A 25,254-nucleotide genomic window follows, 5' to 3' on the forward strand; every position below is an offset into this window, starting at 1 on the left:
CCGGAGCGGGGTCAGGACTCGAGGGAGGCGAAGCGCTCGATGTCGGCGGAGGCGCCGGAGACGATGACGAGGTCGTGGTCGGTGACGACGGTGTCGGCGGTCGCGTAGGTGAAGGGGCGGCCGGGCGGCTTGACGCCGACGACGGTGATGTTGTGCTTCGAGCGCACGCCCGACTGGCCGAGAGGCAGGCCGCGGATCGGCTTCGGCGGGTACATCTTGACCAGCGCGAAGTCGTCGTCGAACTCGATGAAGTCGAGCATCCGGCCCGACACCAGGTGCGCCACCCGCTCGCCGGCCTCCGCCTCCGGGTAGATGACGTGGTTGGCACCGATCCGCTCCAGGATGGTGCCGTGCGACCTGGAGATGGCCTTCGCCCAGATCTGCGGCACCTTCAGGTCGACGAGGTTGGCCGTGATGAGGACGCTGGACTCGATCGACGACCCGACGGCGACGACGGCGATGGAGAAGTCCTCCGCGCCGATCTGCCGGAGGCCCTCGATGGAGCGGGCATCCGCCTGCACGGCGTGGGTTACCCGGTCCGCCCACTTCTGCACGAGCCCGGCGTCCGTGTCGATCGCCAGCACTTCGCGGCCGAGCCGGTCGAGCTCACCGGCGGTCGCCGCGCCGAAGCGGCCGAGGCCGATGATGAGGACGGGCGCGTTGTGCTTGATCCGGTCAACCAACGAGCGGCCTCTCCTCGGGGTTCGTGTACAGCTGCCGACGCTGGGTCTGCGCCAGGGCGGCGGCGAGTGTCACTGTACCAACGCGCCCGCAGAACATCGTGGCGGCCATGATGTAGATGCCGGCGTCGGGGAGCTTCGCGGTCAGGCCGGTCGACAGGCCGCAGGTGGCGAAGCCGGAGATCACGTCGAACAGCACGTGATCGAGCGGCGCCTTCGTGATCTGCAGGATGAGGATGGTCGAGACCGCCACGATGGTCGCACCCCACAGGGCGACGGCGACAGACAGTCGCAGCACGTCGATCGGGATGCGGCGGCGGAACGCATCCATCGAATCCACCCCGCGGGCCTCCGCGAAAGCGGCCAGGAAAAGGACGGCCAGCGTCGTCACCTTGATGCCGCCCGCCGTGGACGCCGACCCGCCGCCGATGAACATCAGCATGTCGGTGACGAGCAGGCTGGACCCGTGCAGGTCGTCGATCGGGATGGTCGAGAAACCGCCCGATCGCGCCATCGTGGAGAGGAAGAAGGACTGGAAGACGGTGTGCCCGGCATCCAGTCGGCCGAACGTCTTCGGGTTGTCGTATTCCAGGATGATGTAGAGCGCCGCCCCCGCCACCAGCAGGATCACCGAGGTGAGCAGCGTCAGCTTGACGTGGATGGACCACTTGCGCCGCTTCTTCCGGAGATTGGATGCGATGGCCAGGATAACCGGGAAGCCGATCGCGCCGAGGAACACGCCGACCATGAGCGCCGAGAGGAACCAGTAGTCGGTCGCGAAGGCGTCGATGCCTTCGGCGTTCGGCGTGAAGCCGGTGTTCGTGAACGCCATCGCCGAGTAGTAGAACGACTCCCACGCGGCAGTGCCGACGTCGATGCCGGCGATCAGCATCCGCGGGAACAGGAGCAGCGCGACGCCCGTCTCGATCACGACCATGCTCAGCGCGACGGTGGTCAGCAGCTTGCCGACCTCGCCGAGCCGGACGGCCTGACCTTCCGCGACCGGCCCGGCGTGGACCCGCAGCGGGTTGCTGTCGCTGGCCGCCATGAGCTTGGCGCGCAGCCCGAGCTTGCGCGACACGATCAGCCCGAGGATGGATGCCATCGTCAGCACGCCGACCGCGCCGATCTGCACGCCGAGGTACACCAGGATGTGCCCGAAGTAGGACCAGTGCGTCGCCATGTCGACCGTCGAGAGGCCGGTCACGCAGATGACCGACATGGCGGTGAACAGCGAGTCCGCGAGCGGCGTCCACGTCCCGTCGGCGGACGAGATCGGCAGCGAGAACAGCAGGGTGAACACCAGGACCAGCGCCGCGAACACGACGATCGCGAACCGCGAGGGGCTGCGGGCCGCGAAGCCGTTGATGAGGGCGCGGATCGGTCCGACGGACGTCAGGGCGCCGCCACGGACCGCCCGAGTGGTGCTCATGTCGCGTCCTTCCCGTCGTCTTCCTCTTCGGGGGCGGGCTTCGGACATGGTACTGCGCCGGGGGAATGACTAGCCTGGGGGACATGGCCGACATCTTCGACGTGATCGCCGACCCGACGCGGCGCGAGATCCTGCGCGTGCTGCTGGACCGCAGCTCGGATGCGACGCATGCCGCGGGCGATATATCCGTGTCGGAGATCGTGGCCACCCTGGAGCTCAGCCAGCCGACCGTGTCGAAGCACCTCAAGGTGCTGCGCGAGGCCGGGCTCGTCGCCGTGCGTGAGGAGGGCCAGCACCGCTACTACCGCCTCGATTCGCGGCCCCTCGAGTCGGTCGAGGACTGGATCATTCCGTTCACGGCATCCGACGACGACCTGGAGCTCAGCGTCCGGCTGGCGCAGGAGACCCGCGACTTCGCGAGCTCGGTCGGCAAGGTGCTCGCCGACACCCGGCACCGCATGTCGTCGGCGACCGAGCGCGTGACGCCGAAGAAGTGGCGCAGGGACTGACCGCTCCGGGTACCATGGCGGTCAGGAAAGGGACACGATGGCACACGATCTGAAGGATGTGCGCTTCTTGACGGTCGCCGAGGTGGCCGACATGATGCGCGTCTCCCGCATGACCGTGTATCGCATGGTCCACGCGGGTGAACTGCCGGCCATCCGCTTCGGTCGATCGTTCCGTGTTCCGGAGTCCGCCGTCGAGCACCTGCTGCAGACGGCCGCCGTCCGCGACGGCGGCGTCGCGGACTCGGCGTGACGTCGGGTAGACTGTCACTTCGTGTCGCCGCGCGCCCCGCGGCATGCCCCTGATTCTTTGTGAGGTCCACGTGGGTTCCGTTATCAAGAAGCGTCGCAAGCGTATGGCGAAGAAGAAGCACCGCAAGCTTCTTCGCAAGACGCGCCACCAGCGTCGCAACAAGAAGTAGGCCTCCGGCCTGCAGCTCAAGCGTCGGTCCGATCGGCCCGGCGCTTTTTGCTGTGTCCTCTTCCTGCTGTCTCCTGTGCTTAGAGTGGAGACGTGTCCAGCGTCTCCCTGACCCTCATCGGCAAACCGGGCTGCCACCTCTGCGACGACGCGAGGGAGGTCATCCGCGGCGTGATCGCCGACCTGCCGTCCGGCGAGCCGGAGGTCGGCGTCGAGGAGCGCGACATCCTCCAGGATGCCGAGCTCTACGAGAAGTACGTAGAGGAGATCCCGGTCGTGCTCATCGACGGCCGCGTCCACACGTACTGGCGGGTGGACCCGTCCCGGTTGCGCACCGCCCTGCTGGACGCCGCGTCCTGACCGATCAGAAGACCGGCGTGCGCTCGATGTCGGCGTCGTTCCGGCGGTAGTCGGCGAGGAACTGCGTGAGCGGCGCCGCGTAGAGCGCCTTCACCAGGTCGCCGGCCTTCGCGCCGTCGCGGTCCTTCGCCGCCGCCGCGATGCCCGCCAGGGCCTCGGGGAGGTCGTCGATGCCGAACGGCGTATGCCACGCGGAGATGTACCGGAGCAGCTGCGGGCTCAGCCCTTCGCTCATGGCGACGAGCACGTCGTTGTCTCCGGCGCGCTCGAGCTCGAGGAAGAAGTCGTTGAAGGCGTGGCCGAGCCCGGGCAGGTCACGTGCCTTGGCGGCCTTGCGCGCCGCCTTCTGCGCCTTGTCGAGCTTCGTCACCGCCGCGTTGTCGAGCGTCGGGACGATCGTGCGCGCCGCGTGCTCGTGCAGCAGACCGGTGGCGTAGATGGCTTCGTCGATCGCCTTGAGGTCGATCGGAGCGACCCGCGTGTAGCGGTTGGGCGCCATCTCGACGAGGCCGATGTCGGCCAGCTTCATCAGGGCCTCGCGGATGGGCGTGCGCGAGACGCCGAGCCACGCGGTCAGCTTCTCGTCGAGCAGGGTCTCGCCCGGCTCCAGGGTGCCGTCGAGGATGCCGTCGTACAGACGCGTGTAGACGACGTCGCGCAGCAGCCGGCGCTCGACGGGGGCGGTGTCGTTCGCGGGAAGCGGCATCAGCGGCTCTCCTTCTGGGATGCGGCGAACTCGTCGGCGAGGGTGACCAGCGCGGTGTCGAACAGCTCGGTGGCGGCGCGGCCGGCCTTGTCGGCCTTGCCCGCCACGGCGGCGTCGGCGAGGGCCGACACGGAGGAACGGGCCTTCTGCAAGGCGGCATCCGAGGGGGCGGCGTTGAGGGCTCGCTGCACCTCGGGCAGGTGCCGCTTGAGCAGGCGTGCGACCGTGCCGTTGTCGAGGCGCCGGACGAAGACGCCGAGGAAGCCGTCGGCCGACAGCCCGGTGCGGACGACGGAGGCGGGGTCGCCGTCGGCGGCCGACCGGAGCTCGTCGCGGTCGGCGTCGGTCAGCAGCGGCGTCGCGTCCCGGACGACACCGGCGACGAGCACGCCGACGGTGGCGATGAGGTCGCGCAGCCGCTCCGGCTCGATCGGGGTGACCCGGGTGCGCCGCTGCGGCAGGATCTCGACCAGGCCCATCGTGGCGAGCTGGTTGAGGGCTTCGCGCACCGGCGTGCGCGAGACGCCGACCCATCGCTCGATCTCGGCGTCGTAGAGCTGTTCGCCGGGGAGGAGGTCGCCGTCGACGATCGCGTCGAGGAGGCGCACGAAGACTTCGTCGCGGATGAGCCGCCGTGGGCTGGCGGCTCCGGTCACGGGCACGGGCATAGATGAATGTTACATCCCGGTCGCTCAGGTCGGGCGCTGATGTACCGGGTGTCGAAGGCGTGCATCCCATGCACATCCTTCCCCCACCGGGCGCTCAGTCCGGCGGGCGTAGGCTGGTCCGGTGAGATCAGCCCCGACCGCTCGGCGGGAGACTGGCGTGACGGTCCTCGAGGCCGAGACCGCACCCCTCGATGACGTCCGCCAGCTCATCCCCTTCCTCGACTCCCGCACGCCCCTCGTGTGGCTGCGCAAGGGAGAGGGAATGGCCGGCATCGGCGAAGTGCTGCGGCTCGAGTTCACCGGGCCGGATCGGATCGAGCAGGCGTCGGCCGCGTGGCGCGAGGTCGCCGCGGCGGCCGCGGTCGACGACGCCGTGCGCACCCCCGGCACCGGGCTCGTCGCCTTCGGCACCTTCGCGTTCGACGACGAGAGCGCGGCGACGAGCACCCTGATCGTCCCCGAGGTGGTCATCGGTCGCCGCGGCAGCCGCAGCTGGGTCACGCGCATCCGCCGCGCCGGCGACCCGGTCGTGCCGGCGCTGCCCCGCCCGACCCCCTTCGGCGACGAGTACCGCCTCAGCCTCCTGCCGGGGCAGCTCGGCGGCGACGGCTACCGGTCCGCGGTGGCGAGCGCGGTCGAGCGCATCCGCGAGGACGACCTCTCGAAGGTGGTGCTGGCCCGCGATCTGCGCGGCCACCTGCCCGTCGAATCCGATCTGCGCCGGGCGCTCGTCGACCTCGCGCTGGGCTATCCGGACTGCTGGACCTTCGCGGTCGACGGGCTCGTCGGCTCGTCGCCCGAGACGCTGGTGCGCGTGCACCACGGGACCGTCACGGCCCGAGTTCTCGCCGGGACCATCTCGCGCGGCGCCGACGCCGCGCAGGACGCGGCGGCGGCGGCCGAGCTGGTCGCCAGCGCCAAAGACCAGGGCGAGCACCGCTACGCGGTCACCAGCGTGATGGATGCCCTGCGCCCGCACAGCGCCGACCTCGCCGCGAGCGATGAGCCGTTCACTCTCAAGCTACCCAACCTCTGGCACCTCGCCACCGACATCGCCGGGATGCTGAGCGACGGGTCGAGCTCCCTCGACCTGGCCGCGGCGCTGCACCCGACCGCAGCGGTCGCCGGCACCCCGCGGACGGAAGCGCTCGCGCTCATCCGCGAGCTGGAGCCCTTCGACCGCGGGCGCTACGCCGGTCCGGTCGGCTGGGTCGGCGGCGACGGGGACGGCGAGTGGGCGATCGCGCTCCGCTGCGCCCAGGTCGACGCGAGCGGCGACCTCACCGCGTACGCGGGGGCCGGCATCGTCGCGGACTCGGACCCCGACCGGGAGCTCGCCGAGACGACGATGAAGTTCCGCCCGATCGTCGAGGCGTTCGGCTAGTCAGGACTCCGCGAGCCGGCGCAGCTGCTCCTGCACGTCGTAGTCGGGCTTCGGCCACTCGAGGTTCAGCTCGGACAGGGCCCGGATGAGCAGTTGCTGCACCGCGGCGCGGGCGTACCACTTGTGGTCGGCGGGGACGACGAACCACGGCGCGTAGGCCGACGCGGTCCGGTCGAGTGCGATCTGGTAGGCCTCCTGATAGTCGTCCCAGAGCAGGCGTTCGTCGACGTCGGCCGGGTTGAACTTCCAGTACTTGTCGGGGCGTTCCAGCCGCGACGTCAGTCGCTTCTTCTGCTCGTCCTTGCCGAGGTGGAGCATGACCTTGATCACCGTGGTGCCGGACTGCGCCAGCTCTTTCTCGAAGGCGTTGATCGCGCCGTAGCGCCGCTCCAGCTCCTCCGGCGGGGCGAGCTGACGGACACGGCCGATGAGGACGTCCTCGTAGTGCGACCGGTCGAACACGCCGACCTGTCCCGCCGCGGGGACCTCCCGCCAGATCCGCCACAGGAAGTCGTGCGCAAGCTCCTCGGGCGTCGGCTTGCCGAATCCCGCGTAGTGCACGCCGCCCGGGTTCATCGACCCGATGACGTGGGACACGATGCCGCCCTTGCCCGCGGTGTCCATGGCCTGCAGGACGAGCAGGACGGAGCGCGGCTCCCCCTCCCTGCCGCAGGCGAACAGCTGCTCCTGGAGGTCGGCCAGCACGCCGGCGTCGTCGGCGAGGACCTTCTCGCCGTCCTTCTTGTCTCCGCGGAACCCCGGGGTGGCATCCGTGGGCTGGTCGGCCAGGCGGAAGCCGGGCTTCACCCGCAGCAGGTCGTAGGGATCGTCTGTCCAGTTCGCGTGGTCGCCCATCGCCGCCTCCTCGTCGCCGGGACGCCCATGGTAGCCCCGCCGCGACCACGGTGGCCCGGCCGAAAATGCCCGCTAGCCGAGCGCAGGTGCGCCGCACTACGGTGTGCGCGATGAGAGGGGCCTCAAATGGACACGTTCTGGAGTGTGTTCCTGTACACCTTCTGGATCTTCGCGTTCGTCGCGTTCCTGATGCTGCTGTTCCTGGTCCTGGTGGACCTGTTCCGCGACCCGACGCTGAACGGCTGGTGGAAGGCGCTGTGGGTGATCTTCCTGGTGTTCTTCCCGGTGTTCGCGGTGCTCGTCTACCTGATCGCGCGGGGGCGCGGGATGGCGGAGCGGAACATGGCGCGCAACGCGACGGTGCCCGAGGACGACAGCTGGGGCCAGAACCCGACGCCGTCCGCGACGCCGGCCTCGGACATCCAGCAGGCGCAGACGTTGCTCGACCAGGGGGTCATCAGCAAGGGCGAGTTCGACGCGTTGCGCGCGAAAGCGCTGGGGCAGCGGTTCTGAGCGTTCGGCGTGCGTTCGGGGCCCCTGACTGCAACGGTCCGACGCCGCAGCCTAAGCTGGTGGAGTGAGTAAGGCCGACCTCAGCAAGCAGCCCGCCCAGGTCGCCGCCATGTTCGACCAGGTGTCGACGCGCTACGACCGGACCAACGCCGTCCTGTCGGTGGGCAATGCGGCGCTGTGGCGCGTGGCGACGACGCGTGCCGTCGACCCGCGCGCCGGCGAGACCATCCTCGACGTGGCGGCCGGGACCGGCACGTCGAGCGCGTCGCTCGCCCGCAACGGCGCCTCGGTCGTCGCCGCCGACTTCTCCGAGGGGATGATCGAGGTCGGCCGGCAGCGCCAGGCCGACAACCCGTTCGTCCGCTTCGTCCAGGCGGACGCCACGGCGCTGCCGTTCGAGGACGACTCGTTCGACGCCGTGACGATCTCCTTCGGCCTCCGCAACATCGTCGACCCGAAGAAGGCGCTCGCCGAGTTCTACCGCGTGGTCAAGCCGGGCGGCCGTGTCGTGGTGTGCGAGTTCTCGCAGCCTCCTCTCTCCCCGGTTCGCGCCGGATACTCGGCGTACCTCAAGTACGGGATGCCGGTGCTCGCCCGCGTGGCCAGCTCGAACCCGGCCGCGTACGAATACCTGATGGAGTCGATCCAGGCGTGGCCGGACCAGCGCGCGCTCGCGGCGTGGCTGCGCGAGGCGGGGTTCGAGCGCGTGGCGTACCGCAACCTGACGGCGGGCATCGTGGCGCTGCACCGCGGCTTCAAGCCGGAGCGTCCGGCCGTGGTGGAGGAGCCGCCGGCGCCGAAGCCTAAGGCGGCGGCCAAGCCGAAGGCGGCCGCGAAGCCCAAGCCGACCGCGTCCACGACGACCAAGCCGACTGCGTCCACGACGACCAAGCCCGCGGCCTCGGCCGCCACGCCGAAGCCGAAGGCCACGCCGAAGCCGAAGGCCGCGCCCAAGCCCGCGACCGCGCCCAAGCCGAAGCCCGCCGCGAAGCCGAAGGCCGACCCGGCATCCGGCGGCTCCGCCGGTTCCGAATCCTCTGCGTCCACCGTCCCGTCCGAGGGGGAGTAGTGCCACGAAGTGTCCCGGCCGTGCGGCGTCCGTCGCTGACCGGCCAACTGGGCTTCACCGAGCGGATCTTCGTCCGCGGTGAGGACCGCGAGCTGGCCAACGCCGTCGACGACGGCCTCGCCCTGGTCGAGGAGGGCCTGCACCGCGAGATGCACTTCGCGGACGGCCTCGCCGACGTCACCGCCCGCTACCTGCTGGAGGCCGGGGGCAAGCGCGTCCGCCCGATGCTCACCCTCCTCGCCGCCCAGCTGGGCGGCGGGACCAACGCGGACGTGATCCAGGCCGCGGAGGCCGTCGAGATCACGCACCTCGCCTCGCTCTACCACGACGACGTCATGGACGACTCGCAGATGCGCCGGGGGGTCCCGAGCGCTCAGTTCGTCTGGGGCAACTCGGTCGCCGTTCTGACCGGCGACCTGCTCTTCGCCCGTGCGAGCAAGCTCGTCTCGGCGTTGGGCGAGCGCGCCATCCAGCTCCAGGCCGACACGTTCGAGCGGCTGTGCCTGGGGCAGCTGCACGAGACCATCGGCCCGCAGGACGGTGAGGACCCCGTCGAGCACTACATCCAGGTGCTCGCCGACAAGACCGGCTCCCTCATCGCGGTCGCCGCCCAGATGGGCGTCGTCTTCTCGAACGCGCCGACCGCCTACGAGCAGCCGGTGGTGATCTTCGGCGAGAAGATCGGCGTCGCCTTCCAGCTCATCGACGACGTGATCGACCTCTCCGGCCAGGGCGTCGCCGAGACCGGCAAGACCCCCGGCAACGACCTCCGCGCCGGCGTCGCCACGCTCCCTGTGCTGCGGCTCCGCGAGCGCGCCGCCTCCGACGCGGACGCCGCCGCTCTGCTCGAACGCCTCGAGCGCGACGTGATCGGCTCGGCCGAGGACGGCGAGGTCACTCCCGCCGCCATGGACGCGATCGCGGCGCTGCGCGAGCACGACGTGACGCGCCAGACGCTGGATGAGGCGCACCGCTGGGCCCGCGAGGCGGTGGAGGCCCTGGCGCCCCTGCCGGACGGCCCGGTGAAGAAGGCCCTCGTCCGCTTCGCGGACACCATCGTCGAGCGCTCCAGCTGAGCCGTACGGAACACCAGAAGGAATCAACGAATGACCAAACTGCGACTGGCCATCGTCGGCGCCGGCCCGGCGGGCATCTACGCCGCCGACATCCTGCTGAAGGCCGAGCGCGGCTTCGACGTCTCGATCGACCTGTTCGAGCAGCTGCCGGCCCCCTACGGCCTGGTCCGCTACGGCGTCGCCCCCGACCACCCGCGCATCAAGGGCATCATCACCGCTCTCCGCGAAGTGCTCGACCGCGGTGACATCCGCATCTTCGGCAACGTGGAGTACGGCAAGGACATCACGCTCGACGACCTCAAGCGCCACTACAACGCCGTCATCTTCGCCACGGGCGCCGTCCGCGACGCCGACCTCGAGATCCCGGGCATCGAGCTCCACGGCTCCTACGGCGCCGCCGACTTCGTCAGCTGGTTCGACGGACACCCGGATGTGCCGCGCACCTGGCCGCTCGAGGCGAAGTCGGTGGCCGTCATCGGCAACGGCAACGTCGCGCTCGACATCTCCCGCATGCTCGCCAAGCACGCCGACGACCTGCTGCCGACGGAGATCCCGAAGAACGTCTACGAGGGGCTGAAGAGCTCGCCCGTGACGGACGTCCACGTGTTCGGCCGCCGCGGCCCCGCACAGGTGAAGTTCACCCCGCTGGAGCTGCGGGAGCTGGGCGAGCTGCGCGACGTCGACATGATCCTGTACGACGAGGACTTCGACTACGACGAGCAGTCCAAGGCCGCGATCGCGAGCAACAAGCAGGTCATGGTCATCGACCGCGTCCTGCAGCAGTGGCGGCAGCGCGAGGTGGGGTCCGCCTCCCGCCGCCTGCACCTGCACTTCTACGCCAAGCCGCTCGAGGTCGTGGGCGACGACCACGGCAACGTCCGTGCGTTCCGGTACGAGCGCACCGAGCCGGACGGCGAGGGCGGCGTGCGCGGGACCGGCGAGATCCGCGAGCTCGAGATCGACGCGATCTACCGGGCCGTCGGCTATTTCGGCTCGCCGCTGCCCGGCATCCCGTTCGACCGCAAGCACGGCGTCATCCCCAACCACGAGGGCCAGGTGCTGCGCAAGGGCGACAACGAGCGCATGTACGGCGTGTACGCGACCGGGTGGATCAAGCGCGGTCCGGTCGGACTCATCGGTCACACGAAGTCGGATGCGATGGAGACGATCAAGCATGTGATCAACGATCAGGGCAACTGGTGGTCTCCCGCCGACCCCTCCGAGGAATCTGTGGAGAACCTGCTGCGCGAGCGAGGTGTGGAATACACGAACCTCGACGGCTGGCACAACCTCGATGCGCACGAGCAGTCGCTCGGCGCCGAGCAGGGCCGGGCACGCATCAAGGTGGTGCCGCGCGACGAGATGGTCCGCGTCTCGAACGGACAGCCGGCCGTGAGCGGACGCGGCGAGTAGCCCAGGGCTATGACGACGCACGAATGGCGCCCGGACATCCTCGGAGCGCCGTTCGAGCAACTCACCCTGCCGCTCGGACAGGACGCCGAGGGGGAGGTCGTCGCCACCCTGGTGCGCTACTCGCCGCCCCCGCGACTCCACCTGCACCGCGGGCCGGCCGCCGACGCCGACGTGCTGTACGTGCACGGGTGGTCGGACTACTTCTTCCAGACCGAGCTGGCGCAGTTCTGGCACGACCAGGGCGCGCGCTTTCACGCGCTCGACCTGCGCAAGTACGGCCGCAGTCTGCGTGAGGGGCAGACGCCGGGCTTCGTCGACGACCTCGCCGTCTACGACGAGGACATCGCGGCGGCCCTCGACGCCATGGGCCACGGGGAGGACGCGCGCAGGCACCGCCGCCTCATCCTCGTCGGCCATTCGACGGGCGGCCTGACGCTGAGCCTGTGGGCCGACCGGCATCCCGGACGGGTCGACGCGCTCATCCTGAACAGCCCGTGGCTGGAGTTCCAGGCGCGCTCGGCCGGCCGGGCGGCGTTGACGCCGCTGGTCGACCTCCGCGCCCGCATCGATCCGAAGGCGGCCATGCCGAACGTCGACCTCGGCTTCTACACCCGCACCGTGTCACGCACCCTGGACGGGGAGTGGGACTACGACCTGGCCTGGCGTCCGGTGCGCGGCTTCCGCGTCCACCCGGCCTGGCTGACCGCCGTGCTCGCCGGGCACGCGCGCGTCGCCGCAGGCCTGCACATCGACGCGCCCGTGCTCACGCTGCTGTCGGCGCGCTCCACCCTGCTGCCGTACTGGACGCCCGACATGCTGAAGTCGGACGTCGTGCTGGTCGTGCGCGACATCGCCGAGCGCGCGCTGGGCCTCGCCCCGACGGTGACCGTGTCGTGGGTCGCGGACGCGCTGCACGACGTGTTCCTGTCCGCTCCGCCCGTCCGCCGTGCGGCGTACGCGGCGGTGGAGCGGTGGATGCGCGGCTACCTCAACGGAAGTTGACGAACTGCACCGCGACGTCGAGGTCGGCGTTCTTGAGCAGCGCCATGGTCGCCTGCAGATCGTCGCGGCTCTTCGAGCTGACGCGGAGCTCGTCGCCCTGGATCTGCGACTTGACGCTCTTGGGCGCCTCGTCGCGGATGATCTTGTTGATCTTCTTGGCCGCGTCCTGCTCGATGCCGTTCTTGAGCCCGACCTCGATGCGGAACTCCTTGCCCGACGGGTAGGGAGCACCGGTGTCGAGCGACTTGAGGGTGATGCCGCGCTTGATGAACTTGGACTCCAGCACCTCGAGCACCGCCTTGACGCGCTCCTCGGTGTTGGCCTTCAGCAGCACCTTCTCGCCGCTCCACTCGACCGACGCCCCGACGTTCTTGAAGTCGTAGCGCTGGTCCACCTCCTTGCGGGCCTGGTTGACGGCGTTGTCCGCCTCCATCTTGTCGACCTTGCTGACGATGTCGAACGAGGAGTCTGCCATGGTTCCGTCCTTCCCGAGTTGCGTGGGTCCAGTCTACGAGTGACGGGTCTGCGCGCTCACGCCCGGGCCTTGCCTCCGAGCGGTACGGCGTCCGCGCCGCGCACCGGCCCGCAGCGGACCTGCGCCGTCACGCATGCCACGGTGTCGGCCGCCATGCGCTGCTGGTCCCAGCCGTCGACGAAGTCGGCGTGCCCCGTCACCGGTGGCCCATGCGTGTTCGGGCCGGTGGAGAGGGTGATGCCGCTGCCGCTGCTGGTGGGATAGCTGACGTGCAGCACGATCTGCGGGATGTGGATGGGATGCGACGACGGGCATCCCGCGTCGGTCTCGTAGACCGCGCCGCCACGCTGACGGCCGTCGAGGGTGTGGCCGTCCCAGCAGTCGGGGAACGTGATGACGAGCCGCAGCTGCGACCCCGCCGGGCAGTCGTGGGGCGCATCCGCGCGCTTCGGGCGGGGATCGTTCCGGTTGATACTGCACGTCCAGTCGACGACCGATGTGCTCTGCGGCGCTGTCGCCGTCTCGTCGCCGGCGATGAGGCTGATCCCGCTCGGCATGGCGGTGGTCGTGGACGCTGTGCTCGCCGGCGACCGCCAGTACAGCAGGGTGCGCGAGGGCGTCAGCGGGGATCCGTTCTGGTAGACGACCGGGGTCCAGTAGGCGGATGCGTCGGCCGTCGTCGTGCAGGTCGTCGTGCCGCCGCGGAGGGAGGCCGCGGTCGAGGACGCCGTGACCGCACGGTTGCCGAAGAAGTCGTGCTGCATCGACATCCCCGTCATGCCCGGCATCATGATCGGGTCGTTCGGCGCGCGGGAGGCTCGGTCGCACGTATCGGTGAAGATGCCGGGGTTCGTGCCGCCGGCCGGGAATCCGGCGGTGGCGATCCGCGGGGCTGTTGCGGCCGTGACGGTGGCCGCGGTAGCTGCGGCGGTGCCCGCGGCGAGGACGAGGAGGGCGACGGCGCCGACGGCGAGGGCGGTGGTCCCGCGGAGACGGATGCGGTGTGCGGTCATGCGGCCAGTGCACCGCATCCCCGTCATGGACGTGAGAGCGGAATGTAAAGAATCGGTAAGGCGTCTGCACGTTGCACTCGCTGTCGGCCGCCGGGCGGCAGGATGGACGAGTGGGCGAGGAGAAGGGCCTGGTGCTGGTCGTCGAGGACGAGCCGACCATCGGCGATCTCGAGCGGATGTACCTCGCGAACGGCGGCTTCGGCGTCCACGTGGAGACCGACGGCGCCCGCGCCCTCGACGCCGTTGCGCGGTTGCGGCCGGCGGCGATCGTGCTCGACATCGGCATTCCGGGCATGGACGGCCTGGAGCTGTGTCGCACGCTCCGTGCTCGCGGCGACTGGACCCCGGTGGTCTTCGTCACGGCTCGGGACGACGAGGTGGACCGCATCCTGGGGCTGGAGCTCGGCGCGGACGACTATCTGACCAAGCCGTTCTCGCCGCGCGAGCTCGTCGCCCGGGTGCGCGCGCTGATTCGCCGAGCGAGCGCTCCCAGCGGGCCCCAGGCCCGGCGCGTCGGCGCCGTGCTGCTCGATCCGGCGCGGCGGCGCGTGGAGGTGGCCGGAGCTCCCGTCGCGCTGACCGCCACCGAGTTCGATCTGCTCGAACACCTGATGTCGCAGCCGGGCCGTGTCTTCACCCGCGAACAGCTGCTCTCCTCCGTCTGGGGGATCGCCGACTACAGCAGCAGCCGGACCGTCGACGTCCATGTGGCACAACTCCGGGTGAAGCTGGGTGCGGCGGCCGACCTGATCCGTACCGTCCGCGGCGTCGGCTACAGCGTGGCGGACCAGGATGGCTGAGGGCGGAGCGGCGCTCCGGCGACCGTGGAGGTCATCCCTCGGGTTCCGGATCATGCTCGGCACCTTCGCGGTGAGCCTGATCGCCGTCCTCGTGACCGGGATCGTCGCCCTGCAGGTGGTGCAGGGCGTGGCGGAGAACCAGGCGCGGCAGCAGCTGAAGGCGCAGGCGACAGCGCTCGTGGGTGCTCGCGAGACGGGGTCGCACGTGGCTGCGGCGAGGCTGGCCGCCCTGGGGGACCGGTTCGCCGTCGTCGATCCCGACGGCACGGTCACCGGGGCAGCACGGGCGTCGGTCAGCGGGGACGTCGTCCGCCGGCTGCAGTCCGGGAGGACCGTGTCCGGCACGACGACCCTCGGCGGCAAGGATGCGGTGCTCGTCGGGATCCCGACAGTCGACGGCGGAGGTGTGGTCGGCGTGCGGAAGGTCGCGGACATCGCCGCGGCGAATGCGGAGCTGATCCGCTGGCTGGCGGTCGCGCTGCTGATCGGGCTGGCGGTCGCATCCGTCGCAGGGGTGCTTCTCGCCACGCGGCTGGGCCGTCCGCTCACCCGGCTCGCGGGGAGTGCGCGGGAGTTGGCGGCCGGGCGTCGCGGCGTCGCCATCCGGATCGAGCCCGTGGCGGAGATCGAGGACATCGCGCATGCACTACGCGGGCTGGATGCGGCGCTGACAGTCAGCGAGGACCGGCAGCGCGAGTTCCTGCTCTCCGTGTCGCATGACATCCGCACGCCGCTCACCGCCATCCGCGGGTACGCCGAAGCGCTTGCCGACGGCGTGGTCCCGGCCGAGGAGGTCGCGCGCGTCGGCGGCACCCTGACCGCCGAGGCCGAGCGGTTGCGCCGCTTCCTCGACGACCTGCTCGAGTTGGCCAGGCTGGAGGCGGAGGACTTCCGCCTCGACCCGCAGCGGTTCGATCCGCGCGAGACCGTCGAGCGCGCTGTCGAAGCGTGGCGCGGTGCTGCGGTGCGCGCGGGCGTCGGCCTGCGGGCGGAGATCCCGGACGCGCCGCTGTCCGTGTCGACCGACGAGGCGCGGCTGCGCCAGGTCGTGGACGGCCTCATCGAGAACGCGCTCCGCGCGACTCCCGAGGGCGCTCCGTTGGTGGTGGGGGTGCGCGGACAGCGAGCGGGCATCCTCATCGAGGTGCGGGACGGCGGACCCGGGCTCACCGCGGAGGACGCCGAGGTCGCCTTCGACCGCGGAGCGCTCCACGAGCGCTATCGCGACGTGCGACCGGTCGGGACCGGCCTCGGCCTCTCGATCGCGCGACGGCTGGTCGCCCGGCTCGGCGGCTCCCTCCGAGTCGAGGCCGCTCCCGAGGGCGGGGCGGCCTTCTCGGTCTCCTTACCGTCCTCTTACATTCCCCCCGCGGAGCGCTGACATCGGGCTGCGAGGCTCGCGCTATGGACAACAACGACACCGAACCTCTCACCGCAGCTGACTCGCACGGCGCTCCGGCATCCAGCGCCGAGCGGCAGCCCGTCGTCGAGAGCGCGCCCTCCTTCCTTCGCCGTCACGCCGTCGGCGTGGGTGTGGCCGCCGCCGCGCTGGCCGTGATCGTCGTGGCGGGAGGAACCGCCTGGGGTGTGTCGGCGGCGGTCGCGAGCACGCAGACCGCGGCCGTCGCCCCGGCGGCGCAGTCGGCGATGCACAAGACCGGCCCCCACACCGGTGCCTCGGGCAAGCGGAAGGCGGAACATGGCGCGCGGGGAACGCTCACGGCCGTGAACGGCGACACCTGGACGTTGAAGACGGCGTCGGGCACGACCGTCAGTGTGAAGATCACCTCGTCGACCGCGTTCGGGACGAAGAAGTCGCCGGCTGCACGGGACTCGTTCGCGAGCGGCGACCGGATCGGCGTGCTCGGCACCCGGTCCGGCGACTCTGTGACGGCGACGCGGATCGTGCACATTCCGCTGCACGCGCACACGGCGCCACCGACTCCGGCACCGAGCGTCTGACGAGGGCTGACGGCCTCGCGTCGAGGACGTCAGGCCGTCACTCGACGTGTGAGCCGGCCGACACCGCGATCGCCTCGCGCAGGGAGGCCACCGCGGCCCCGCGCGCCCAGTCCGTGAACGTGTGGCGGCGGACGACCAGGCGGCAGTTGGCCGCGGCGCCGAACGCGTGCGCCAGGAACTCCTCGCGGAAGCGGCGCTCGTAGAGGTCGTAGTCCATCACGCCCTCGCCGGCGATCACCACGACCTCCGGGCCGAACAGGTTCACGGTGGCGGCGAGTGCGGCGCCGATCGCGGTGCCCGCGCGCTCGAAGGCGTCGACGGCGGCCGGGTCGCCTTCGTGCGCCAGGCGGATCGCGTCCGCCAGGGTGAGGTCGGGCTCCGAGCGGCCTCTGCGGACGGCCTCGAGGATGGCGTGCGAGGACGCCACCGCCTCGACGCAGCCCCGGCGCCCGCACACGCAGATCGCGTCCGACGACGCGAGCGGGAGGTGGCCGATCTCCCCGGCGACGCCGTGGGATCCGACCACCACGTCGCCGTTCACGTAGATGCCGCAGCCGATGCCTGCGCCGATCGTGACGATGGCGAACGAGTTCGCGTCCTTGCCGACGCCGAACCAGTGCTCGGACTTCGCGAGCGCGCGCACGTCGTTCTCGACCGTCACCGGGAGCCCGAGCCGCGCCTCCAGCTCGCTGCCGAGCGCGACCTGGGTCCAGTCGAGCAGGGGGGAGTGGCGGACGGTGCCCGTGCTGGTGTCGATGTCGCCCGACACCGAGACGCCGACGCCGGTGAGGTGCGCGGCGTCCTCGCCGAGCTGGTCGATCAGGGAGTCGACGGAGGCGACGATCGCGGCGATCGTGGTCTCGGGGTCGTGGCTGCGGAGCCGGCGGCGGGTGGAGCCGAGCACTTCGTTGCCCAGGTTGACGGTCACGGCGAAGATCTCGCCTTCGTTGACCTTCACGCCGACCGCGATCATGGAGCGGGGGACGACGCTCAACGGGCGGACGGGACGCCCGGGGAAGGAGTGCTCGGCGTGCTCGCCGACCGCGACGTAGCCGCTCTCGATGAGCGGGCTGACCGTCTTGGTCACCTTGGCCTGGGACAGTCCGGTCAGGCGCCCGATGTCCAGCCTGCTGACCGGGCCGTGGGTGATGATGCGGGTGAAGATCTCCGCCGACTTCGCCGTGCCCAGCGCCGGCCGGCGCGCGGCGACGGCGCGCGGCTCTGCTCTGACGGTGTTGTCTCCCACATCTCGAGGTTAGTGCACGCCGTGTCCTAAATGCGACGGGGCGTTCTGTGGACGCGAATCGGGCAGCCGAAGCAAATTATTGACAACGGCAAAAAAATAGGTTTTGCTGTAACTCGATTCGGACAAGCCGGATGGATCTACAGGAGTCTTCGATGACGAAGGTGAGCAGTACCCACGAGAGGCGGCTCGCGTGACGAGCGCCCCGACCGCGACCAGCGTATCCCCAGCGCCGACGGCGACGGCGAGCGGACGACGACAGCCGGCCCGACCGGCGGACACGCGGGCCACCCGCACCCCGGTCCGGCGCAAGAGGAGCCTCGGCCAGCGCTGGAGGATCGCCTGGAAGCGGCACTGGCAGCTCTATCTGCTCACGATCCTGCCGCTCGCGTACTTCGTGATCTTCAAGTACATCCCCATCTCCAACGCGATCATCGCGTTCAAGGACTACAGCCCCGTCCTCGGGGTGTGGGGGAGCCCGTGGACCGGCTGGACCAACTTCCAGCTCTTCCTCCAGAACCCGCAGTTCCCCACGCTGCTGTCCAACACGCTCATCCTCTCCGGCTACGCGGTGCTGGCGAGCTTCCCGATCCCGATCATCCTGGCGCTCGCGCTCAACGAGGTGCGCCACCGCTGGTTCCAGAAGACGGTGCAGCTGGTCACCTACGCCCCCTACTTCATCTCCACGGTCGTCGTGGTCTCGATGCTGATCCTGATCATGGCGCCGCGGCTCGGGATCCTCAGCGAGGTGTTCGGCTTCTTCGGCGTCCCGTCGCCCGACTTCCTCGGCGACCCCGACTACTTCCGGCACGTGTACGTGTGGTCGGACGTCTGGCAGACCGCCGGCTACTCGGCCGTCATCTACATGGCGGCGCTGTCCGGGATCGATCCGTCGCTCTACGAGGCGGCGAAGGTGGACGGTGCCTCCCGGCTCCGCAAGATCTGGCACGTCGACATCCCGGGCATCATGCCGACGGCGATGATCGTCCTCATCCTGAGCGTCGGCAACATCATGGCGATCGGATTCGAGAAGGCCTTCCTGCTCCAGAACCCGCTGAACCTCGGCCAGTCGGAGATCATCGCGACCTACGTCTACAAGCTGGGCATCCTCAACGCCGACTTCGGAACGGCGACCGCCGTCGGCCTCTTCAACTCCGTGATCAACCTCGTGCTGCTCCTCGTCGTCAACTGGGTCGCACGCCGCGTGAGTGGGAGTGGACTGTGGTGACCATCGATCGTCTGGCGGACCGCCCGAAGGTGCGCGGGGTGGCGAAGCAGAAGCCGCGCTCGTTCAAGCCGCGCCGCATCCGGGAGTCGCCCACCGACCGCGCCCTGCTGGTCGTCATCTACCTCGGCCTCATCCTGGCGGTGCTGGTCGTCGTCCTGCCGCTGCTCTACATCCTGGCCAGCTCGTTCTCGTCGCCGCACGCGGTCACCGCCGGCGAGGTGTTCCTCTGGCCGGTCGACTTCACGCTCAAGGGCTACCAGACGGTGCTCTCCGACCCGCAGGTGCTCCTCGGCTACGCGAACTCCCTCTTCTACATGGTCGCCGGCACGCTGATCAGCACGACCCTCACGGTCTGCATCGCCTGGCCGCTGTCGCGTCGCACCTTCATGGGCCGCAACGTGATCATGTCGCTGCTGCTGTTCACCATGCTGTTCAGCGGCGGCCTGATCCCGACCTACATGGTCGTGCAGAACCTCGGGATGCTCGACACCCGCTGGGCGCTGCTCCTGCCGCAGGCGGTCGCGGTGTGGCAGGTCATCATCGCGCGGACGTTCTTCCGATCCGCCATCCCCGACGAGCTGGTCGAGGCGGCGGAGCTCGACGGCGCCAGCGACTGGCGCTTCCTGTGGACGATGGTGCTCCCGCTCTCCAAGCCGCTGATCGCGGTGATCGCGCTGATGTACGCGATCGGCCAGTGGAACGGCTACTTCGACGCACTCCTCTACCTGAAGAGCTCGGACCTGTTCCCGCTCCAGCTCGTGCTCCGCAACATCCTGGTGCTCAACGCCACGAACGGCGGAACGAACGACCTGGCCGCCCAGGCGTCGAACCAGGAGCTGGTGAACCTGCTCAAGTACTCGCTGATCGTCATCACGAGCGTCCCGGTGCTCATCATCTACCCGTTCGTCGCGCGCTACTTCAACAAAGGGGTGCTCATCGGGTCGGTCAAGGGCTGAGCCCGGCCGACCGCACGCCCTTTCCCGGAACCCACCACTGCACACCCGTCACGCAATCCAAGTTCCAAAGGAGGAACGAACCATGTTTTCCAACACGGACAGCCGCGCCGGCCGGCGTCGGCGCAAAGCAGCCCTCGCCGTCGCGGTGGGCGGCGCGGCGGTGCTCGCCCTCTCGGCGTGCACGCCATCGCAGGCCAACGGCGCCGACGACAAGATCGGCGGCACCGCGAACCTGAGCGTCTTTGCTCAGCAGGGCACCGGCCAGGACCTCGCCACCAACGCCTTCACCAAGGAGGTCGCCAAGAAGTTCAACATCAAGTTCAGCTGGCAGACCACCACGCAGGACTCGTCGGTCGCGCCGGAGAAGCGGCAGATCCTGATGGCGAGCGGCGACTACCCGGACGCGTTCCTGCTCATCCCGTGGGTGGACCAGTTCAACCAGGTGGATGTCGAGAAGCTGGCCCAGCAGGGCGTGGCCGTCCCGCTGAACGACCTCATCAAGCAGTACGCGCCCGACATCCAGAAGGCGCTCGACAGCAACCCGGACTACAAGGCGATGGCGACCTCGCCCGACGGCAAGATCTACGGACTCCCGCAGCTGGCTGAGACGCTGCACATCCAGTACCCGTCGAAGCTCTGGATCAACACCGACTGGCTGAAGAGGCTCAACCTGCAGATGCCGAAGACCACGGACGACATGACGAAGGTCCTCGAGGCGTTCAAGAACGGCGACCCCAACGGCAACGGCAAGAAGGACGAGATCCCGCTGAGCGGCGACTCGCACGACACCCTCATCCCGTTCTTCATGAACGCCTTCATCTACGACCCGCAGAACCCCGACAAGGGCATCCAGTCGACCACGGTGCTGAACAAGGGCAAGGTCGACATCCAGGCGAACAAGGACGGATGGCGCGAGGGCCTGAAGTACATCAAGTCGCTGTGGGACGCCGGCCTGATCGACAAGGGCGCGTTCACCCAGAACCCGACCGCGCTCGCTCAGGAGGGCAACAACGAGGGGACGGTCCTGCTCGGCAGCGCGAGCGCCCTGCACCCGTACATCTTCGTGAGCCCCGGTGCGAAGGACGGCCGTGACAAGCAGTACGACGCCGTGCCGCCGCTGACCGGCCCGGACGGAGCCGACTACGCCACCTACGCCTTCGGCAGCACGCCGGGCGCGACCTTCCTGCTGACCAACAAGGCGTCGAAGAACGACCAGGTCGCCGCCATCAAGCTGGTGAACTACCTCTTCACCGAGAAGGGCCAGCTCGACGGCAACTTCGGCCCGGAGGGCAAGGGCTGGGCGAAGGCCGGCGCCGACGACAAGGCGCTCGACCCGAGCGAGAAGGCGGCGTTCGTCAACCTGCAGCTGGATCAGGATGCGGCCAACGCGGTCCAGTGGGGCGCGCTGTCGACCTACAACCAGAACGCGGCGTTCCGCGGCTCGCAGGCCGTGCCGACGGACATCTACGACACGTCCGGCTACGAGCGCCGGCTGTTCGACGCGACCCAGCTCTACAAGGGACACGAGAACAAGAGCCAGGTCTACCCGACGTGGCGTGTGTGGCCGGACCCCTCCAAGGCGACCCAGGTGGCCACGGAGCAGACCAACATCGACAACTACGTCACCCAGAACGCCCTGGCGTTCATCACGGGGTCGAAGAACATCGACACAGACTGGGACGCCTACGTGAAGGGCTTCGACGGCCTCGGGCTCAAGGACTACCTGAGCACGCTGCAGACGGCGTACGACAAGTCCAAGAAGTAAGGCGCCGCTCGGCGACGTGACGAACCCCGGTTGGGGCATCCACCAGATGTCCGGCCGGGGTTTCTCCGTGGAACGGGTCAGACGACGAGGGAGCGGATGGCGCCGGCCGCCGCCCCGCGCGCCCAGTCCTCGAAGGTGTGCGGGCGCACGACGATGCGGCAGCGGTCGGCCGACGCGAACACGTGCTCGGCGTAGGAGCGGCGCAGGGGCTCCTCGAACAGGTCGAAGTTGGCCACCCCCTCCCCGCCGAGGATGACGAGCTCGGGGCCGACCATGTTGACCAGGCTGGCGATCGCGGCGCCGATGACGGCTCCCGCCTCGCCGAACGCCTGCACGGCGGCGGGGTCTCCGGAGCGGGCGAGGTCGACGGCCTCCCCGATGGCGACCGCGCGGCCGCGGGCGGCCGAGACGGCCGCGACGATCGCGTGCGTGGCGGCGACCGCCTCCACGCAGCCCCGGCGGCCGCAGGCGCAGACGTGCTCGGGAGACGTCAGCGGCAGGTGCCCGATCTCGCCGGCGACGCCGTAGGCGCCCTCGACGACCTCGCCGTTCAGATGCAGGCCGCTGCCGATGCCGCGGCCGATCGTCACGATCGCGAACGAGCCCGTGCCGAGTCCGACTCCGAACCAGTGCTCGCCGATGGTCAGGGCACGCACGTCGTTCTCCACGACGGCCACCACCCCGGGCAGGCGCTCCCGCAGCAGCGCGCCGAGGTTCACGGCGCGCCAGCCCATCAGGGCTGAGTCGCGGACGACCCCGGTGTCGCTGTCGACGTCGCCGGACACCGAGACGCCCACGCACGCCAGCCGGGTCCCGAGGCCGCCGAGACCTTCCTGGAGCCGCGCGCACAGTGCGACGACGGCGTCGACCACGGCGTCGGGGTCGTGCGAGGAGAGGGGCAGCCGGTGGGAGGTGATGATCCGCGTGGTGAGGTCGGTGGCGACGCCGATCAGCTCGTCCACGTTCACCTTCACGCCCAGCGCGACCACCGCGTCCGGAACCACGGCGACCGGGCTCACCGGCCGGCCGGGCAGGCCGGTCAGGGTGGGATCGAGCGTGTCGTCGACCAGGCCCGCGGCGACGAGCGGCGTCACGGCCTTCGTCACGGCGGCCTGCGACAGGCCGGTCAGCCGGGACACGTCGGTCCGGCTGATCGGGCTGCGGGTGAGGATGGTGGTGAAGACCCGGGTGGCCGCATCCGACGACGAACCGAGCAGGGCGGTCCGGGTCAGGATCTCGTCGTTCACGGGGTGTTCTCGAGCGCGGCCTCCGGCGGGACGACGTGCTCGCCGCCGGCGGGGATGCTCACGCGGGCCTCGGCGCCTTCGTAGCGCACGCGCACCTCGCGCTCCTCGCTGCCCGGGTTCCGCAGCACGGCCGTCGTCAGGCGCCCGTCCGACCACTCGAGGTCGACCGCGAGACCGCCGCGGGCGCCGAGACCGGTGACCCGGCCCTCGGGCCACGCGGAGGGGAGCGCCGGGAGCAGGTGCACGACTCCCGCATGGCTCTGCAGCAGCAGCTCGGCGATCGCCGCGGGGAACCCGAGGTTTCCGTCGATCTGGAACGGCGGGTGCGTGCTGAACAGGTTCGGCAGCAGGCCGCCCCACTCGGAGCCGTCGACGGGGCCGTGGCGGCGGGCGTCGCCGTCGTAGGGGGCGAGCGCCTGCGTCAGCAGGTCGTGGGCGGCCTCGCCGTCGCCGAGGCGCGCGCGGAGGGCGATCTTCCACGCCCACGACCATCCCATCGCGCCGGGCCCGCGCGCGTCGAGGAAGCGCGCCGCCGCGTCGGCGAGCGCCGGAGTCTCGTCCGGTGTGATGAGATCGAGTGGATACAGCCCCACCAGCGGGGACAGGTGCCGGTGAGCGGGTTCGTGCTCGGGAACCTCCTCCGACCATTCGAGCAGCCGTCCGTCGCGGCCGATGCCGGGCTCGGGGATGCTGGAGAGCGCCGCTTCGAGCTCGTCCCGCAGCGGACCGGTCTCGCCGAGGATGTCGGACGCGCGCAGCGTGCGCTGGAAGAGGGAGCGGATCAGCTCGCGATCCATGGTGGCGGTGAGCCCTAGGGCGCGCGGGACATCGTCGCCGTCGCGGTAGGCGTTCTCGGGGGAGGTGGAGGGAGCCAGGAACGCGACCCCGTCGTCGTCCACCTGCAGCCAGTCGAGGCAAAATTCGCTCGCTCCGAACAGAAGCGGCCAGAGGCGGTCCCGCAGCAGGTCCTCGTCGTCGGTGAACTCGTAGTGGTCCCAAAGCGAGTGGGTGAGCCAGACACCGCCCATCATCCAGATGGCCCAGCTGGGGGCGCCGTGCCCCATGCCGACGGGCAGGCTCCATCCCCAGAGGTCGGTGTTGTGGTGGGCGACCCACCCCCGGCAGCCGTACAGCTCACGGGCGACGTCGCCGCCCGTGGCGGCCAGGCGCTCCACGAGCGAGATCAGGGGTTCGGCGTGGGCGGCGACGCCGAGCGGGCCGGCCGCCCAGTAGTTCATCTGGGTGTTGATGTTGATCGTGTAGTTCGACGACCACGCCGGACGCAGCTCGCCGTTCCAGATGCCCTGCAGGTTCGCGGCGGGGCCGCCGGCGCGTGACGAGGAGGTCAGGAGGTAGCGGCCGTACTCGGCGGCGACGGTGGCCGTGAGGGCGTCGTCGGTCCCGCGCAGGATGTCGGACTCGACGTCCCAGCGACCCTCGCGACGGCCGCCGATCGCGAACCGCGCCGCTCCCGGATGACGTGGCTCGTCATCCCGGAGCGGACCGGTGCCCACGGCGCACGCGCCGAGTGCCCGGTCCCGGGCGCGGTCCCGGATCGTCTCATGCGAGACGGTCCGCCACTCGTCGTCCGCGCCGGCCCACCACGACTCAGCGCGGGTCGACGACGAGAGGGCGATCAGCAGCCGACGGGCGTGACGGACCGTGAGGCCGGAGCCCGTGGCCTCCGTCGTCCCGTCGCTCCGCACCGCGAGGACCGCGGACGCGAAGCCGTCGTAGGGCGCGTCGTCCGTCTCCGCGTAGCGCAGCGGCGGGACGACGGACTGCTCGTGCAGGGGAGCGCCGTCGATCGGGACGGCGATGTCGAGCGACAGCAGTTCCCCGGACGCGCTGCGGGCGAGCTCCCGGAGCGGGGTCGTCAGCGCGATCCGGACCTCCGGCAGAGGCGCGTCCGCGGTCAGCTCGACGAGGAGGACACCGTCCCGGACCCGCGCGACACGGCTGACGGCGATGCCGCCCGCACGCAGTGACTCCTCGACGACGGCGCGGTCGAGGTCGAGCACGCGCGCGGGCGAATTAGTTTCCGACGTGGCGTCCGGCACCTCGACCGTGAGGTCGACGAAGGGCAGGAACTCCTGGCTGTATCGGCCCTCGAAGGTCATCAGCAGATCCTCTGCGCGGGACAGCTCGCCGGCCGCGAGCGTCGACCGGATCTCCCTCAGCCGGTCCGGCCCGGCGCCCTGGGCGGTGACGCGGCGAAGCTCCTCCGCGGGGATGAGAGGAGTGCCGGACCAGACGGTCGCGTCGTTCACCTGGTAGCGGCCGTTCGCTCCACCGAACACCATCGCCCCGAGGCGGCCGTCGCCGATCGGGATGGCTTCTTCCCAGTGGGCCGCCGGCTCGCGCCACGCGAGCTGCAGCGTCCGTGCGCCGGAGATCGTCATCGGTCTTCCCCTTCGAGGTTGCAGTTGACAGATTAGGCATGGTTAATTGACACTGTCAAATAACCGACATCCGCTAGG

Annotated in this window: 26 protein-coding genes; 16 read left to right on the forward strand and 10 right to left on the reverse strand. The window is 70.2% G+C overall.

Annotated features, from left to right (window positions below):
- Positions 1 to 11 precede the first annotated feature (11 nt).
- Positions 12 to 683, reverse strand: a complete 672-nt coding sequence (locus AB0P25_RS09255; RefSeq protein WP_363806834.1) for a TrkA family potassium uptake protein — start codon at positions 681 to 683, stop codon at positions 12 to 14.
- On the reverse strand, positions 676 to 2,112 hold the full coding sequence (locus AB0P25_RS09260) for a potassium transporter TrkG (protein WP_363806835.1): 1,437 nt from the start codon (positions 2,110 to 2,112) through the stop codon (positions 676 to 678). The genes AB0P25_RS09255 and AB0P25_RS09260 overlap by 8 nt, the downstream gene beginning before the upstream one ends.
- 83 nt (positions 2,113 to 2,195) lie before the next feature.
- On the opposite strand from AB0P25_RS09260, the gene AB0P25_RS09265 reads away from it, so the two are divergent.
- The 4 genes from AB0P25_RS09265 (at position 2,196) to AB0P25_RS09280 (ending at position 3,399) form a co-directional block, all read left to right on the forward strand.
- The gene (locus AB0P25_RS09265; RefSeq protein WP_363806837.1) at positions 2,196 to 2,621 is read left to right on the forward strand and encodes a metalloregulator ArsR/SmtB family transcription factor; all 426 of its coding nucleotides are present in this window, start codon (positions 2,196 to 2,198) and stop codon (positions 2,619 to 2,621) included.
- Positions 2,622 to 2,658: 37 nt separating this feature from the next.
- Complete coding sequence (locus AB0P25_RS09270) at positions 2,659 to 2,871, forward strand: helix-turn-helix domain-containing protein (protein WP_363806839.1); 213 nt, start codon at positions 2,659 to 2,661, stop codon at positions 2,869 to 2,871.
- Positions 2,872 to 2,941: 70 nt separating this feature from the next.
- Positions 2,942 to 3,040, forward strand: a complete 99-nt coding sequence (locus tag AB0P25_RS09275; protein WP_003792170.1) for an AURKAIP1/COX24 domain-containing protein — start codon at positions 2,942 to 2,944, stop codon at positions 3,038 to 3,040.
- Between the two features lie 92 nt (positions 3,041 to 3,132).
- Entirely contained in the window at positions 3,133 to 3,399 is a 267-nt protein-coding gene (locus AB0P25_RS09280; RefSeq protein ID WP_363806840.1) for a glutaredoxin family protein, read from the forward strand.
- 4 nt (positions 3,400 to 3,403) lie between these two features.
- Here the strand turns inward: AB0P25_RS09280 and AB0P25_RS09285 are convergent, their stop codons facing one another.
- Both AB0P25_RS09285 and AB0P25_RS09290 read right to left on the reverse strand, forming a co-directional pair.
- Complete coding sequence (locus tag AB0P25_RS09285; protein ID WP_363806841.1) at positions 3,404 to 4,105, reverse strand: GntR family transcriptional regulator; 702 nt, start codon at positions 4,103 to 4,105, stop codon at positions 3,404 to 3,406.
- On the reverse strand, positions 4,105 to 4,773 hold the full coding sequence (locus AB0P25_RS09290) for a GntR family transcriptional regulator (RefSeq protein ID WP_363806842.1): 669 nt from the start codon (positions 4,771 to 4,773) through the stop codon (positions 4,105 to 4,107). The genes AB0P25_RS09285 and AB0P25_RS09290 overlap by 1 nt, the downstream gene beginning before the upstream one ends.
- Positions 4,774 to 4,930: 157 nt before the next feature.
- Here AB0P25_RS09290 and AB0P25_RS09295 point away from each other — a divergent pair, with 157 nt between their 5' ends.
- Positions 4,931 to 6,157 (forward strand): isochorismate synthase, encoded by a 1,227-nt coding sequence (locus AB0P25_RS09295; protein WP_363806843.1) that lies wholly within the window; start codon positions 4,931 to 4,933, stop codon positions 6,155 to 6,157.
- Here the strand turns inward: AB0P25_RS09295 and AB0P25_RS09300 are convergent, their stop codons facing one another.
- The gene (locus AB0P25_RS09300; protein ID WP_363806845.1) at positions 6,158 to 7,012 is read right to left on the reverse strand and encodes a polyphosphate kinase 2 family protein; all 855 of its coding nucleotides are present in this window, start codon (positions 7,010 to 7,012) and stop codon (positions 6,158 to 6,160) included.
- Positions 7,013 to 7,138: 126 nt separating this feature from the next.
- Here AB0P25_RS09300 and AB0P25_RS09305 point away from each other — a divergent pair, with 126 nt between their 5' ends.
- The 5 genes from AB0P25_RS09305 to AB0P25_RS09325 all read left to right on the forward strand — a co-directional run bounded on the left by AB0P25_RS09305 (position 7,139) and on the right by AB0P25_RS09325 (position 12,085).
- Positions 7,139 to 7,525 carry a hypothetical protein gene (locus AB0P25_RS09305; RefSeq protein ID WP_363806846.1) on the forward strand — a complete coding sequence of 129 codons (387 nt, stop codon included), beginning with the start codon at positions 7,139 to 7,141 and terminating at the stop codon, positions 7,523 to 7,525.
- 64 nt (positions 7,526 to 7,589) lie between these two features.
- Positions 7,590 to 8,594, forward strand: a complete 1,005-nt coding sequence (locus AB0P25_RS09310; protein ID WP_363806847.1) for a demethylmenaquinone methyltransferase — start codon at positions 7,590 to 7,592, stop codon at positions 8,592 to 8,594.
- Between the two features lie 20 nt (positions 8,595 to 8,614).
- On the forward strand, positions 8,615 to 9,670 hold the full coding sequence (locus AB0P25_RS09315) for a polyprenyl synthetase family protein (RefSeq protein ID WP_363808047.1): 1,056 nt from the start codon (positions 8,615 to 8,617) through the stop codon (positions 9,668 to 9,670).
- Positions 9,671 to 9,700: 30 nt separating this feature from the next.
- Positions 9,701 to 11,083 carry an FAD-dependent oxidoreductase gene (locus AB0P25_RS09320; RefSeq protein WP_363806848.1) on the forward strand — a complete coding sequence of 461 codons (1,383 nt, stop codon included), beginning with the start codon at positions 9,701 to 9,703 and terminating at the stop codon, positions 11,081 to 11,083.
- A gap of 9 nt (positions 11,084 to 11,092) precedes the next feature.
- A complete protein-coding gene (locus AB0P25_RS09325; protein WP_363806850.1) occupies positions 11,093 to 12,085 on the forward strand; it encodes an alpha/beta hydrolase in 993 nt (330 codons plus the stop codon).
- Here AB0P25_RS09325 and AB0P25_RS09330 read toward each other — a convergent pair.
- Positions 12,072 to 12,560 (reverse strand): YajQ family cyclic di-GMP-binding protein, encoded by a 489-nt coding sequence (locus AB0P25_RS09330; protein ID WP_363806851.1) that lies wholly within the window; start codon positions 12,558 to 12,560, stop codon positions 12,072 to 12,074. The genes AB0P25_RS09325 and AB0P25_RS09330 overlap by 14 nt on opposite strands.
- Positions 12,561 to 12,616: 56 nt before the next feature.
- Complete coding sequence (locus AB0P25_RS09335) at positions 12,617 to 13,573, reverse strand: DUF1996 domain-containing protein (protein WP_363806852.1); 957 nt, start codon at positions 13,571 to 13,573, stop codon at positions 12,617 to 12,619.
- A 110-nt stretch (positions 13,574 to 13,683) separates the two neighbouring features.
- Between AB0P25_RS09335 and AB0P25_RS09340 the strand changes: the two genes are divergently transcribed.
- From AB0P25_RS09340 to AB0P25_RS09350, 3 genes are read left to right on the forward strand one after another with little or no spacing between them, the layout of a single operon-like run.
- On the forward strand, positions 13,684 to 14,373 hold the full coding sequence (locus AB0P25_RS09340) for a response regulator transcription factor (RefSeq protein WP_363806853.1): 690 nt from the start codon (positions 13,684 to 13,686) through the stop codon (positions 14,371 to 14,373).
- Positions 14,366 to 15,754: a HAMP domain-containing sensor histidine kinase gene (locus tag AB0P25_RS09345; protein ID WP_363806855.1), complete on the forward strand. Its 1,389-nt coding sequence runs from the start codon at positions 14,366 to 14,368 to the stop codon at positions 15,752 to 15,754. The genes AB0P25_RS09340 and AB0P25_RS09345 overlap by 8 nt, the downstream gene beginning before the upstream one ends.
- 23 nt (positions 15,755 to 15,777) lie before the next feature.
- Positions 15,778 to 16,335 carry a DUF5666 domain-containing protein gene (locus AB0P25_RS09350; RefSeq protein WP_363806856.1) on the forward strand — a complete coding sequence of 186 codons (558 nt, stop codon included), beginning with the start codon at positions 15,778 to 15,780 and terminating at the stop codon, positions 16,333 to 16,335.
- A 37-nt stretch (positions 16,336 to 16,372) separates the two neighbouring features.
- Here AB0P25_RS09350 and AB0P25_RS09355 read toward each other — a convergent pair whose 3' ends face one another.
- Positions 16,373 to 17,581: an ROK family protein gene (locus AB0P25_RS09355; RefSeq protein WP_363806857.1), complete on the reverse strand. Its 1,209-nt coding sequence runs from the start codon at positions 17,579 to 17,581 to the stop codon at positions 16,373 to 16,375.
- Positions 17,582 to 17,771: 190 nt separating this feature from the next.
- On the opposite strand from AB0P25_RS09355, the gene AB0P25_RS09360 reads away from it, so the two are divergent.
- The 3 genes from AB0P25_RS09360 to AB0P25_RS09370 all read left to right on the forward strand — a co-directional run bounded on the left by AB0P25_RS09360 (position 17,772) and on the right by AB0P25_RS09370 (position 21,527).
- Complete coding sequence (locus AB0P25_RS09360) at positions 17,772 to 18,806, forward strand: ABC transporter permease subunit (RefSeq protein ID WP_363806859.1); 1,035 nt, start codon at positions 17,772 to 17,774, stop codon at positions 18,804 to 18,806.
- Positions 18,803 to 19,762 carry a carbohydrate ABC transporter permease gene (locus AB0P25_RS09365; protein WP_363806861.1) on the forward strand — a complete coding sequence of 320 codons (960 nt, stop codon included), beginning with the start codon at positions 18,803 to 18,805 and terminating at the stop codon, positions 19,760 to 19,762. The genes AB0P25_RS09360 and AB0P25_RS09365 overlap by 4 nt, the downstream gene beginning before the upstream one ends.
- Positions 19,763 to 19,844: 82 nt before the next feature.
- Entirely contained in the window at positions 19,845 to 21,527 is a 1,683-nt protein-coding gene (locus AB0P25_RS09370; protein ID WP_363806862.1) for an ABC transporter substrate-binding protein, read from the forward strand.
- Between the two features lie 77 nt (positions 21,528 to 21,604).
- Here the strand turns inward: AB0P25_RS09370 and AB0P25_RS09375 are convergent, their stop codons facing one another.
- A complete protein-coding gene (locus tag AB0P25_RS09375) occupies positions 21,605 to 22,774 on the reverse strand; it encodes an ROK family transcriptional regulator (protein ID WP_363806864.1) in 1,170 nt (389 codons plus the stop codon).
- Complete coding sequence (locus AB0P25_RS09380; RefSeq protein WP_363806865.1) at positions 22,771 to 25,176, reverse strand: glycoside hydrolase N-terminal domain-containing protein; 2,406 nt, start codon at positions 25,174 to 25,176, stop codon at positions 22,771 to 22,773. The genes AB0P25_RS09375 and AB0P25_RS09380 overlap by 4 nt, the downstream gene beginning before the upstream one ends.
- Between the last annotated feature and the right edge of the window lie 78 nt (positions 25,177 to 25,254).

Origin of the sequence: Leifsonia sp. NPDC077715, from assembly GCF_040686855.1 — a bacterium.
In the GTDB taxonomy this organism is placed as follows: Bacteria; Actinomycetota; Actinomycetes; order Actinomycetales; family Microbacteriaceae; genus Leifsonia.